Source organism: Photorhabdus hindustanensis (assembly GCF_002968995.1).
Lineage (GTDB): Bacteria > Pseudomonadota > Gammaproteobacteria > Enterobacterales > Enterobacteriaceae > Photorhabdus > Photorhabdus akhurstii.
Genome location: NZ_PUWT01000013.1, coordinates 1 through 12,707, shown reverse-complemented (window position 1 = coordinate 12,707; position 12,707 = coordinate 1). Strand labels below are relative to the sequence as shown.

12 protein-coding genes are annotated in these 12,707 nt (G+C 36.8%); 3 read left to right on the top strand and 9 right to left on the bottom strand.

The window, feature by feature from the left end:
• Positions 1–5 precede the first annotated feature (5 nt).
• Positions 6–671: a two-component system response regulator KdpE gene (gene kdpE, locus C6H66_RS05260; protein ID WP_246550781.1), complete on the top strand. Its 666-nt coding sequence runs from the start codon at positions 6–8 to the stop codon at positions 669–671.
• Between the two features lie 65 nt (positions 672–736).
• On the opposite strand, the gene C6H66_RS05255 is transcribed toward kdpE, so the two are convergent.
• The 6 genes from C6H66_RS05255 to C6H66_RS05230 form a co-directional block, all read right to left on the bottom strand.
• Positions 737–1,549 (bottom strand): Cof-type HAD-IIB family hydrolase, encoded by an 813-nt coding sequence (locus C6H66_RS05255; protein ID WP_105394993.1) that lies wholly within the window; start codon positions 1,547–1,549, stop codon positions 737–739.
• A 31-nt stretch (positions 1,550–1,580) separates the two neighbouring features.
• Positions 1,581–2,255 (bottom strand): formyl transferase, encoded by a 675-nt coding sequence (locus C6H66_RS05250; RefSeq protein WP_105394992.1) that lies wholly within the window; start codon positions 2,253–2,255, stop codon positions 1,581–1,583.
• Positions 2,252–4,108 (bottom strand): aminotransferase class I/II-fold pyridoxal phosphate-dependent enzyme, encoded by a 1,857-nt coding sequence (locus C6H66_RS05245; RefSeq protein ID WP_105394991.1) that lies wholly within the window; start codon positions 4,106–4,108, stop codon positions 2,252–2,254. The genes C6H66_RS05250 and C6H66_RS05245 overlap by 4 nt, the downstream gene beginning before the upstream one ends.
• A gap of 113 nt (positions 4,109–4,221) precedes the next feature.
• Positions 4,222–5,418: a SidA/IucD/PvdA family monooxygenase gene (locus tag C6H66_RS05240; RefSeq protein WP_105394990.1), complete on the bottom strand. Its 1,197-nt coding sequence runs from the start codon at positions 5,416–5,418 to the stop codon at positions 4,222–4,224.
• The gene (locus tag C6H66_RS05235; RefSeq protein WP_105394989.1) at positions 5,411–5,806 is read right to left on the bottom strand and encodes a ParB N-terminal domain-containing protein; all 396 of its coding nucleotides are present in this window, start codon (positions 5,804–5,806) and stop codon (positions 5,411–5,413) included. Before C6H66_RS05235 ends, C6H66_RS05240 begins: the two co-directional genes overlap by 8 nt.
• Positions 5,772–7,004, bottom strand: a complete 1,233-nt coding sequence (locus C6H66_RS05230) for an MFS transporter (RefSeq protein ID WP_105394988.1) — start codon at positions 7,002–7,004, stop codon at positions 5,772–5,774. Before C6H66_RS05230 ends, C6H66_RS05235 begins: the two co-directional genes overlap by 35 nt.
• Positions 7,005–7,686: 682 nt before the next feature.
• On the opposite strand from C6H66_RS05230, the gene C6H66_RS05225 reads away from it, so the two are divergent.
• Complete coding sequence (locus C6H66_RS05225; protein WP_105395038.1) at positions 7,687–8,115, top strand: EamA family transporter; 429 nt, start codon at positions 7,687–7,689, stop codon at positions 8,113–8,115.
• 61 nt (positions 8,116–8,176) lie between these two features.
• Here C6H66_RS05225 and pgm read toward each other — a convergent pair whose 3' ends face one another.
• The 3 genes from pgm to glk all read right to left on the bottom strand — a co-directional run bounded on the left by pgm (position 8,177) and on the right by glk (position 12,287).
• A complete protein-coding gene (gene pgm, locus C6H66_RS05220) occupies positions 8,177–9,817 on the bottom strand; it encodes a phosphoglucomutase (alpha-D-glucose-1,6-bisphosphate-dependent) (protein ID WP_105394987.1) in 1,641 nt (546 codons plus the stop codon).
• Positions 9,818–9,876: 59 nt separating this feature from the next.
• Positions 9,877–10,401: a replication initiation negative regulator SeqA gene (gene seqA / locus C6H66_RS05215; protein WP_036782502.1), complete on the bottom strand. Its 525-nt coding sequence runs from the start codon at positions 10,399–10,401 to the stop codon at positions 9,877–9,879.
• 920 nt (positions 10,402–11,321) lie between these two features.
• Positions 11,322–12,287 carry a glucokinase gene (glk, locus tag C6H66_RS05210; protein WP_105394986.1) on the bottom strand — a complete coding sequence of 322 codons (966 nt, stop codon included), beginning with the start codon at positions 12,285–12,287 and terminating at the stop codon, positions 11,322–11,324.
• Positions 12,288–12,571: 284 nt separating this feature from the next.
• On the opposite strand from glk, the gene C6H66_RS05205 reads away from it, so the two are divergent.
• Positions 12,572–12,707, top strand: a 136-nt coding sequence (locus tag C6H66_RS05205) for a transposase family protein (protein WP_146111023.1), incomplete at its 3' end; no start/stop codon positions are given.

The following is a 12,707-nucleotide window of genomic DNA, read 5'->3' as shown; positions in this document are numbered from 1 at the left end:
CCATTTTGATTATTGAAGATGAAAAAGAGATCCGACGCTTTGTCCGGCTAGCGTTGGAAGGTGAAGGCTATCGCGTATTTGACAGTGATACCCTGAAATGGGGCCTGATTGAAGCGGGAACCCGTAAGCCTGACTTAATTATTCTTGATTTGGGCTTGCCGGATGGTGACGGTATTAACCTGATCCGTGATCTGCGCCAGTGGAGCTCAATACCCGTTATTGTTCTCTCTGCCCGTGATAAAGAAGCGGATAAAGTTGCGGCCTTGGATGTCGGCGCTGATGACTATCTGAGTAAACCCTTTGGCATCAGTGAGCTATTGGCAAGAGTCCGGGTTGCCTTACGTCGTTTTGCCAGAACTAATAAAGAAGAATCGATCGTTCATTTTTCTGATGTCGTTGTCGATCTGGTTAACCGCCGAATCACCAAAAACGATGAAGAACTACATCTCACCCCGATTGAATTCCGGTTACTAGGTGAATTATTGGCGAATAGCGGCAAAGTACTCACCCAACGCCAATTACTCAACCAGGTTTGGGGCCCTAATTATGTTGAACACAACCATTATTTACGGATTTATATGGGGCATTTACGACAAAAATTAGAAACCGATCCAACCAGACCAAAACATTTACTGACTGAAACCGGCATTGGCTATCGGTTTATGCCTTAATGCCTGAAACACAAATCGAATCTCTTCATGTCTCAGGCAATTAACATCTCTCAGCCAAACTTAGCTTATTTCACCTGACACACATGTTCAGATAAATAATAAGCGACAGACTCTTCGCAACAAGAACCAATAATATCGGCACCCGGAAGCGCTTGTTTAACCCTATCCTGTGCCGTGCCCATGATGACCCCTTTAGCGGCGGTTGAAAGCATTTCTACATCATTCATACCATCGCCAAACGCAATAGTTTGATTGATTGGGACGTCAAGAAACTCAGCTAACTGAATTAAAGCCTGCCCCTTCGAAACACCACTACCCATTACCTCTAGACACCAAGGAAATGAGAAAGCGACACTGACATTATCAGAAAATAGATCAATTAAATGACGTTCTAATTTAACCAACGCATCATGATCTCTCATCTTGTGAATGAAAAAGATTTTCTCAACCGCATCACAAGGCATTTCACCAGCCTGTCTAACCGCGGGATTAAAATTATCATTCTGATTAAAATCATTGAAACTATGGTGTAGCTCACTGGTTAACCATTGGGAACCACAATACATATTAATCACTAAATCCTGATCCGCCTGCGTTTCCTCAATCACTCTTTTTACGACGTGACTTGGCAAATGTTGTCTAATATCCAAGTTATTACAAGCACTGGTTAATCTAGCGCCATTCGAAGTAATCAAATGCACAGGTATATCAAAATCACCAATAATGGAATTTACATCAGCATGATGCCTGCCGGTTGCAAATACAATTTGCTTTCCCATACTTGATAAATCAGTAAGCACTTTACGGGTAAACTTACCAATTGTATCTCCTTGAAGAAGAAGCGTTCCATCAAGATCTGTGGCAATGAGATTGTACATAGAGTGTTCCAGTATTAAGGGCAATTATCATCTAAGCTTTATTAAGCAATTCGAGCGATGCCTGCTTGGTAAATGTCATCCTTTCTTCCAGACTATGATTATCCTTTTCATAATAAATTGTTGCCTCTGAATCAATCTGAGGTCTTGGAGTTATTTTTTCCAATATTGGCATTGTGTCAAGGAATAATTGTCTGGAATAGTTAATAGCCCTTGTATAAGTATCAATAACCTCTTCAAATTCAGGGTAAATAGAAAATGAGATCTGATTGACAATTGGCCCCGCGTCAATACCTTCATTAATTTCATGGATCGTCACACCGTGGGACTGTTCTCCATTTTTCAAAGCCCAGTTTACCGGCCTTACGCCGCGATATTTAGGCAAATAGGACAAATGGATATTCAAGATTCTCTTACAAGAATTAATGAATTTTAACGGTAATATCCGCTTATGAAACACGACAAAGCATAAATCACAAGTGAAATCACCGCTGTCATAGCCGGGTAGATTCTCAACCTTATTATCCTCAATAACAGAAATATTATTTTTATAACAGAATTCGATTAATGTCTGATCAGTACTCACAGGTTCGAATTTATCTGCCACCACATGCAATATTTTATACTCTTTATGATTTAAGAAATATTGACAAATGAAAATTGCCAATTCTCCTTTACCACAAATTACCACTGTTTTTGGATGACTCATTCGCAAACCTCGTTAATTTCCTTAACCACTCTAATATCACTAATATTAATTAGTCCCTGCATCACCATACGCAATGAACGTATTAAAATTTCATTATCGCTTGGTGTTCGGCAAGAAATACGCAAATACCTATCAGAGTCTACATTTCCTTTGCCAGAACACTCTTTTACATATAACCCATGAATATCTAAAAGTAACTGTGATATCGTTTTTGCATCAGAAACATGCAATTTACAGTAAACAAAATTAGAATCCGTTTCATAGGCAGTAATACCTTCGATTGAATTTAATTCTTGCTGTAATTTTAACGTATCAATAATCACTTGTTCACAACTTAATTTATAACTCTCTCTATATTGAGGTAATCTCAATAAAAACTCTTCAGCAAAACCATTAATATTCCAAATGGGTAATACCGCTCTTATTTTACTAAGTAATTCCTGATTTGCAGTGGCAATATATCCGATACGAATACCACCAATCCCGAAGGTTTTACTCATACTGCGAATGACAGATAAATTCTTATAGTTATCTAAATGCATTAATATTGTATTATCACGCATTTTAGAGAAATCCAAGAAAGACTCATCAACAATTAAGTGGATATTTAATGCTAACAATTCGCCAGCCAAATATAACAGACTATCAATAGGTGTCAGTTTACCTGTCGGATTATTTGGTGATTCAATCACTACCACATTTGGCTGTTCTTCTTTCGCCAACGTTAATAGTTCATCAATATCTATCTCAAAATCTCTGCTCTCTTTACTATAGCTAAATATTGTTCTGTCTTTACCAAAGCAATTAGCATATTCATTAAATGAAGGTACCGTGACTAATACTTTACCTGTATAAACATCAGGAAGCCGTTTAATTATCTCAGCAGCACCATTTGCAATACATAATTGCGTTCTCTCTATCCCAATAAATTCAGATAAAGCATGTTCGACTAAACGATTCCCACCAGGATAATTTAAAAATATTTCATCAAAATTATTCTTTATTTCATTTTTCAATTTCTTAGGTGGAAAGTTGAAATTATAAATTAAGCCAAAGTCAATAATAGGATAACGCCAGTAACCACCGTGCCTATTTTGAATAAGATCTAATTTATTATTACTTGAGATAAAGTCACAAATAGTAAGATCATAAGTGTTATCTACCTCATACCATTGAGAATGATCAACAATAGTTGCTTTAAATTCAGCCACATTATTCAGTAAAGACTGTTTAAATATATCCTCATAATATAGCCCTGTCGACCCATTACTAACATAATTTTCCAATTCCTTAGTAATATGTTCAGCAAAATTGGCTGTGCAAATATTATAAATATTTACCGTCTTATATTGACCTTCTTCAACCTGATAATGGCTATCCTTAGTAGAATTTAATGCAATAATATTATCTTTATCTATTCTTGCATAAGTCCCTTCCATATTGCCACTAAGAGGAGAAACAAGCACATTGAGATCGCCTGCTTTTAACATCACTGTTTCCAAACATTTCTTTGTGAAGAAGATATCCCCTTCAAGGATCAGCGTATCTTGCTTAATCCAATTCCTGGCAAGATATAAAGAATAGATATTATTGGTTGATTCCCACTTTTCACTATTAACAAATTCAATATCCAGATTATATGTCTTTTGTTTAATATGAGACATTAAAATATCACTTTTATAACCCACCACAATAATCACTTTCTTAATACCGACAGCTTCGATATTTTTCAGCGCATTATCGATAAATGATGTTTGATTTGTTTCTACCAAAGGTTTTGGTTTATTTGATGTTCTGGTAGATAACCGGCTGCCTCTTCCGGCACAGAGAAGGATTGCTGTTTTTTTATTCATAGTCTTAATAAATTATTTTAAATTGATGTTAAAAGGTTATTTTATTCTTAGATAATAATTAACCTAAAATATAGTCCGTTAATAATGATATAAAATTGATATTGAATTAAATATTAATTAAATACGAGGTCATATATAACATGCTGATATACCCAAACCCCATCAATTCTTCCGTGGAAACTTGCCTCACCACCATTTTCACCACCCGTCTTTACACCAGCCCCCAGACCAAATGTATGAAAATTATTGAGCGCTTCACCTGACGTTGATACAGGATTTAATTTTTCGTTGATCAACAAACCATATTTATCACTTTTAAATTCAAGAGTAATGTTATTTTTATCAATAATTTCAACAAGTTTTGAGTGATATCCCGTACAGTGAATCAATAAATCATCACAATTAATACGTTGCATAACTTCGTCACTCGATATTTCTGAGATATTTAAAATAGAAATATTTTTATGTCTTCTTTCTTTAAGTTCTTGAGCAAATACAAAAGAATCATATCTCAAACCTGAATATCGGTTAACCCGCCCACTTAAAGGACAGATATCTTCCTGAGTGAAAGCATAACCGTAAGATTCTGCACTTGCAGGTGAATCAAAGAACAATTTAAAATCTTTATTAACCAGAACATTTATCTTACCAGTAAACTTTAATTGCTCTATCAGCCGAATTAAACAAGAAACAGCACTATGTGACGAACCCAATATTGATATACTTTTTATATCACCTTTATTTATAACTTCATCATAGAAACCTTTAATGAAATCACCTGAGGTAATATTGTTGCTAGTATGCAATAATTTGGATTCGTTTGGAGTTCCACCTATATTAAACAGTACTTTTCTTGCTGATACAATATAATCTTCATTCTCTTTATGATAAGTTATATCGTAGTTACCATCTTCATTCTGCTTAATCTTTTTTACTTCCGCATCAGTCAAAATATTAAACCGCTCTCCATATTTGTTTTCCTGAATAAAGCGGGCAATTCTCTCCAAATATTGGCCGACAAATCTCAATTCAACTGGCTTATCTCTATTGGCGCTAAAATGTTCCCACTCTGATGTCGATCTTATATATTGACTAAGTTCGTCATCACAACCGTCAAACTTCTCTAAAAATACACTACCTAAAGAGTTCGCGGTAATTTTATATTTCTTTAATGAGCCAGAACCCACCATCTCTGTTTTTTCTAAAATCAGACAATTTTTTATGGCTTCATCTTTTAATAAATCCGGGATTAATGAAATATTCGCAGGCCCCGCACCACACATTACCACATCATAAAACTGTTTATTCATTGACAAACCCTAACATTTTTAACGAAATTTGTGTTTCAATAACATTTCCGGCAAACTCATGACGAGTCTGTTTATAACCAAGAGGTTTCCCAGCCAAACCCGCCTTAATAACATCACTATGATTAATTGTTTTATTCTCATTGCGGGAATAAACCAATAGCTCCTTCTCATAATCAAATGCCAGACAAGGAATGCAACTTAATTTTAATGTTTTGGCTAATTCAAGCCGATGATGACCATCAATAACCACATTCGTTGCTTCATCAATCCAGATTGGTTGAGTCCAGAAACCTTCAAATTTAACTTTTTCGATTAACTGCTCGACACGAACAGGACAATGTAATTCAGTTGGTCTAAGATTTGAGACTTCTTCTAATATTAATTTCATGTTTATCCCTTAGTTTAAACATCCGATAGAAAATTACCAACATCAACACACTTAATATCGCTAATAATTGAAATAACACTCCACCATCAAATAATTGAATAATAGTACCACCAACCAACGGCGATATAGAAAAACCAATACTATAAAGTGACGCTGCACCAAAATATGCGCCACGTAAATCATTTGGCGCCAAACGATCAATAAAAACATTCACACACGGAAACAAAATAGTTTGACTGATACTCATGGTAAAAGCAGCCATATACCACAATAAATAAACATCATAATACTTGAATGAAATAAAGAACATAAATTCAGATAAAATGAGTAATACAGACCCTATATTTATTTTCGTTTCTAACGCCATTTTTTGCGTTAACATGGAAAACGGTAACTGCATAACGACAATAGTTATCGCATGTAACATAATAAGCGAAGCAATAAACTCAGCATACCCATTAAATCCTAATGAAGTAATTAACTGTGGCAAAGTTGAATCAAAATGACCAAAAATAAACATCATGAGAATATTATTGATGACCAACATTAAAAACACACGGTCATTTAATAAAATCTTTATTGTACCTTTAAAGTCATCATTATTTGTTAAGTTTATTTTTATTTTCTTACCAAACAGATAAACAGGGATCATAAAGATCACATAGGATACCGAAACAATCAGAAAAGAAATAGAATTAATATCCAGGCTTAATTTTACCCCTAAATAAGGCCCGACTACCGCACCCGCATTCAGAAATAAATACCTTAAGTACATGGCATTCTCTCTTACCTGTTTTTCTTCAATAATATCACCGATAACGGCTTTTATTGGATTATTCACCAGCGCCCAAGAAATATTCGCTAATAAAGTGCCAATAATAAAACCAGACTGATGTTCAGATAACCATAATATTAAATATGCCAATGAAGATATAAGACATCCAATAATGATGATCTTAGCCCGGCCGACTTTATCAGAGAAATAGCCTGCATAAAAACTTAATATTGATGAAATCGCAATGGATAAAGAGAGAACTAATCCAATCATCGATGCAGTAAAATGGAACTTTGTATATAATATGATGGATATAAAAGGCCACACCATCATTGATGTTGATCTTGTTACAAAAGTCCCCAGAAATAGACCCCATATACATGCCGGTATGGATGTATAATTATTAAGAGAAAAATTTTTCATTGCTATGTTCTTATATTATTTATATTGATATCTTTTAAGACAATCATTTAAAATACTTATGAAAGTACATAAAACCCACTTTCCTCTACAAAAAATAAAATGTAGAGGAAAGTACTAGGATGATCTGTACGATAAAGCAAATCCAATGATATATGATTTATTCTTAATATATTATCAAAACAGATGTTAATTGCAAACGAAATATGACACTTTTGTTACATGTTAAACGTAGATCAAATGCTGGTGATGTTAGTAAGCAACATAATGACATAAGTACTTTGCACTTTAACCGGCAAAAACGCAGGTAAAAAGGGCCTTTAATCTCAGATAGATACCTTTCAGTTCAATCTTTATCTATTCAAATAGCAATCAAAACTCAGCTTAATCTAATCCCAAAATAAACTGTAATATTATATTCAAAGTGAAATAGATAAATAAAATTGTATTTTAGTTTAATAGCTAAACTCTGGTGGGGATAATTATTATTTATAGATTTATATGAAGCCATCTGAGATTAAAACTGGAAACTATTTCACAGGCCCAAAATATTCAATAACTAAAATTGGGATTAGTAATGAGTTTATTCTTTAATTTCCTTAATGAGAGTAATGGTATATTCAAACCAAGAGAACTGTCTTATCATCTCAACTCATTTGATACTAACTATGAAGGATTACTCGCGATGGGTACCTGGCTTGTCTATGCCTTATTATCAGCGTTTACTGCCGCTTTGGTCGCTATCTTCGGAAAAATCGGTTTGCAAAATCTTGATGCCAATACAGCAACAGCAATACGCGCAGTCATTATGGCGTTGTTTCTTGTCGGCGTCGTTGTAGTACAGGGAAAATTAAATCTGGTTAGTGAAGTGCTGGCAAATCGCAAGGCGTTGCTTTTTATCGTTTTAAGCGGTGTGGCGGGGGCATTGTCATGGCTGTTCTACTTTCTGGCAATCAGAAACGGCAATGTTTCTCAGGTTGCCCCGATTGATAAACTCAGTGTCGTGTTTGCTGTTATCTTGGCCGTTATCTTATTTGGTGAAAAGATATCATTTATGGCCGCAGGTGGTGTTGCACTGATCACTGCCGGCGCATTAATGGTTGCCTTGGGCTGAAAAATAAAAAATCCGCAAAAGCCATTTCACCATTGCGGATTCTTTTTAATCGAATAAAAGATCAACCTGCGGCAAAAACCTGGTTAACGATATCCAGTGCTTCCTGCTCAATTTTCTGCCGGTGCTCAGGACCAAGGAGGCTTTCACAATAAATTTTGTAGGCTTCTTCTGTCCCCGATGGGCGAGCGGCAAACCAGCCGTTTTCTGTTATCACTTTTAAGCCGCCTATTGACGCTCCGTTACCAGAAGCTTTTGTCAACCGGGCTGTGATTGGATCACCAGCAAGCTTATCCGCTTTCACCATTTCTGGCGATAACTTGGCTAATAATGCCTTCTGCTGATAAGTTGCCGACGCCTGAATGCGGCTATAACTTGGCGTACCGAAACGAACCGCCAACTTATTGTAATGCTGCTGCGGATTTTCCCCCGTTACCGCAGTCATCTCTGCCGCCAGTAAACACAAGATAATCCCATCTTTATCTGTAGACCACGGCGTACCATCAAAACGCAGGAAAGAAGCTCCCGCGCTCTCCTCTCCGCCAAAGCCTAACTCACCTTTATGCAACCCATCAACAAACCACTTAAAACCTACAGGCACTTCCACCAATTTGCGACCAAGATCGGCGACGACCCGATCAATCATGGCGCTAGATACCAATGTTTTACCTACCGCAACACTCTCTGACCATTGCGGACGATGGCGGAAGAGGTAATTTATCGCGGTTGCCAGATAGTGGTTCGGATTCATCAAACCGGCGGGAGTGACAATACCGTGGCGGTCGTAATCAGGATCGTTTGCAAAAGCCAAATCAAACTTATCGCGCATGGCTAACAAACCCGCCATTGCCCAAGGGGACGAGCAATCCATACGAATGACGCCATCATGATCCAAGTGCATAAAACGAAATGTCTGATCGACTTGATCGTTAACCAACGTCAGATCCAAATTGTAGCGCTCACCGATACGCTGCCAAAATGCAATGCCAGAACCCCCTAAAGGATCAATACCGATTTTCAGCCCAGCCTGTTGGATAGCAGCCATATCAACCACATCGCCCAACGCACTAACATACGGCTCAACTAAATCCTGCTGATGCAAATATTCGCTGTTCAATACCTGAACAAATGGCAAGCGTTTAATGCCTTTTAGACCTTCTGCAAGCAACTCATTCGCACGACGTTCTATAATTGCTGTCAAATCCGTATCTGCCGGGCCGCCATCAGGTGGGTTATATTTAATCCCTCCGTCTTCTGGTGGATTATGGGAAGGGGTAATAACAATCCCGTCAGCCAACGCTTTCCCCAAGCGGTTATAACAAAGGATGGCATGAGAAATCGCAGGTGTTGGCGTAAATCCATTATTTTCCTGCACAATCACATTGACGCTGTTAGCCGTTAGGACTTCCAATACGGAAATAAATGCCGATTCTGATAAAGCATGGGTATCTTTACCCACATAACAAGGGCCATTGATTCCCCGTTGCTTGCGAACTTCTGCAACAGCCTGAGTAATTGCCAGAATATGCGCCTCATTAAAACTGTGACGCTGAGAACTGCCACGATGACCGGATGTACCAAATTTAACCTTATGCTCAGAGTTCTCCGGCTGAGGATGTAAGGTGTAATACTGTGATGTAAGCTGCGCTACATTTATCAGATCACTTTGGCGGGCAATCTGTCCCGCACGCGGATGATTTACCACTTTAAATCTCCCCTGGACAAGAGCTGCGCTGCACTTTGTGTCAGCACAGCCTTAATCAGTTAAATCGTGCCACATACCTTGTCGATAAAATTGGCTGAGAATTTCATATCCTGCATAATTTGCTCAACCATATTACGCTTACGATCAGTATTGGTGTTAGTAATCACCCAAAAAGGTGTGCCCGGAATGTGACGAGGTTTAGTTTGTTTACCACTGGCGAGTAATGTCTGTTGATCACCAGCAAAATAAACGCGGGTACGACCATGCATAGCATCAGTCGTCTGGGAAAAACTTTCACTGTTCAAGCTATATAATGTAGATAAGATCAACATAAAACGCTCAACAGATTTTTTCTTATCAGAATAGTCATCTGAAAGTAACAATTCACGCATCACACGGACAGAATCACGCTGGCGGGCTACCGGCGCTTTCTCCACGGCACTGATAGGTTGTGCATTTTGTACTGGCTGTTCGGCGTTAAATTTCAACATTCGCCGTAAAATATCAGATGCACTTTCACCAATATGTTGTGTGTGGCTGGCAATATAGCGGTAAAGGTCTTCATCAACTTCTATCGTTTTCATTTCTATCCAGTACTGTTCTAAATAAAAAATTTAGACAGATTATAAAGTATAAAAAGAAAAAACAAAACAATTAAAATTTCAATAACTTAAAAGTATTTAAACATGAAAAACAGCATAATAAAATATCCACTTTTCATTTAAAATAAATCAATCAGTTACATAAATATTGTGAATATAAATCTCATTACCATGTTAAAGACTTCCCACAAGCCGGAGAATAAATCATCGCTATATTACAGAAAGTTTTTATGATGATAGTAAAGAATGTCACAAAACCTATTTATTCATTGTAAAATGTCATATCAATCTTTTAATACTACCTATTTAGGTGTCGATAGTCACATAATGATTTATTCTGAGATTACCCCCAGATAATGATAAAACCTGGTTGCAACATTGCCGACAATAAATTTAATCAAAGGAGATTAAGCAGCGAAGGGGAAAATTGATTATAGACGGTAAAACAGTTTAAATTCATGGAGATGTCTGTTTATTGCTATTAAATCTTTACAGGAAATGCATTTTAGTAAATTACACACCTTTTATTTAAATATAATATTTACCACTTGCCAAAATAAATCGTAACCATATAAATTATATGAAAAAATTGGCAATGTTATTATTATTCCATTTTATAGCATTAAGATTTTAAACTAAAATTCCATATCCTGTTTTCAATGTGAATTATAGATACAATAACCCCCAATTAATTGTATAAATCATAATATCTATTATTTAAATTTATTCCCACAAATTCAAAACAATATTATTAAACCAAGATTTCATATAAATACTAGAAAATAAAATAGATTTCCATAGCTTTCAATATTAATATACAGTTGAAATGGTGATGTTTTATAAAATTTCAGTCAGATATATACAATCATTAATTTTGAAATGTATATATCTGCCTTTATAATTTAATCAATAAGTGAAAGTTGTTGTCGTAAATAGGTACCTGAACCTAATAATCCTGGTTGTGGATGAGTAATCAAATAAACAGGAATCTGTTGTACTAATGTTTTAAAACGCCCTTTATCTTCAAATCCATGAAGAAAGTTCGATTGCTTAAAGAACTCAAGGAATCGCGGCACTATACCACCGGCGATATACACACCACCAAAAGTCCCCATATTTAACGCCAAATTTCCGCCAAATCGCCCCATAATTTCACAAAATAGTGTCAAGGCACGATGGCAATATTGACAACTTTCATCCAATGCTCGTTGCGTCACGGTTTCTGGTTCTAAATCTTCCGGCTGACGATGATCCAAGATAGCAATCGCCTGATAAAGGTTTACCAACCCACTACCGGACAAGATTCTTTCTACCGAAACATGCCCAAATTTACGCCGTAAAACAGCCAATATTGCATCTTGTTCTTCACTATTCGCTGCAAAATCTACATGACCACCTTCACCAGGCAAACTTACCCATTGTTTGTCTACTTTGATCAAATGAGCTACACCAAGGCCAGTCCCCGCCCCGTAAACCGCTATCGGTTTGTCTTTAACCGCTTCTCCTCCGCCTAATTGAACCTTATGTTCTTCTGTCAGCATTGGAATAGCCATAGATACAGCCGTGAAGTCATTGATCACATCTAATTTTTCTAGCCCAAGCGTCTGTTTCAGCTCACTAATCGAAAATGCCCATTGGTGATTGGTCATTTCTACCCAGTCACCATTTATCGGGCAAGCAATAGCGATACATGCATAAGTCACTACTGTTTTTTGCTCCGCCAAATAGTGACTGATAATGAACTCTAATCCCGTGTGTTGTTTTGCACTATATGTTTCGATCCGCTCAATAGCCCCATTTTCCAAATTGCAAAGTGCTAATCTGGCATTGGTGCCGCCAATATCAGCAACAAGTCCGTAGAGATTCATTTTTATATCCTAATAATCAGCTAGTACAACAATTAGGTAAAGCTTATCCCATCTGGCATTATTGGTATAGATCGTTTAACTATCTGATAATATCGTCCATTTAGCATGAGTACCCCGCATGTTGATATTTTGTGCTTTAGAGGATAGATTGATTGTGTTAATTGAAGAGTAACGCGCTAAAACCAGGGCAAGATCACGAATGTTTTTTAGCCAAAAATAAAATAGGTTGCTTCAAATAAAGCACTGTGATCTTATACTCTCTTTTGAGAGTGAAAACCTATATCATGTGCCTTGAGAACTTTACCCTTCATTTTTCGGCAATCCAAGACCCTCGCCAGAGTGCGAAAGTCACCTATCCTTTATTTGACATCCTGTTTTCGTCACTGTGTGCCGTGATTGCGGGCGCAGAAGGCTGGAGTG

Excerpts from the sequence above, each read along its gene's own strand:
- C6H66_RS05255 (WP_105394993.1), bottom strand. The coding sequence starts at position 1,549 with ATGTACAATCTCATTGCCACAGATCTTGATGGAACGCTTCTTCTTCAA.
- C6H66_RS05250 (WP_105394992.1), bottom strand. The coding sequence starts at position 2,255 with ATGAGTCATCCAAAAACAGTGGTAATTTGTGGTAAAGGAGAATTGGCA.
- C6H66_RS05245 (WP_105394991.1), bottom strand. The coding sequence starts at position 4,108 with ATGAATAAAAAAACAGCAATCCTTCTCTGTGCCGGAAGAGGCAGCCGG.
- C6H66_RS05240 (WP_105394990.1), bottom strand. The coding sequence starts at position 5,418 with ATGAATAAACAGTTTTATGATGTGGTAATGTGTGGTGCGGGGCCTGCG.
- C6H66_RS05235 (WP_105394989.1), bottom strand. The coding sequence starts at position 5,806 with ATGAAATTAATATTAGAAGAAGTCTCAAATCTTAGACCAACTGAATTA.
- C6H66_RS05230 (WP_105394988.1), bottom strand. The coding sequence starts at position 7,004 with ATGAAAAATTTTTCTCTTAATAATTATACATCCATACCGGCATGTATA.
- C6H66_RS05225 (WP_105395038.1), top strand. The coding sequence starts at position 7,687 with ATGGGTACCTGGCTTGTCTATGCCTTATTATCAGCGTTTACTGCCGCT.
- seqA (WP_036782502.1), bottom strand. The coding sequence starts at position 10,401 with ATGAAAACGATAGAAGTTGATGAAGACCTTTACCGCTATATTGCCAGC.
- glk (WP_105394986.1), bottom strand. The coding sequence starts at position 12,287 with ATGAATCTCTACGGACTTGTTGCTGATATTGGCGGCACCAATGCCAGA.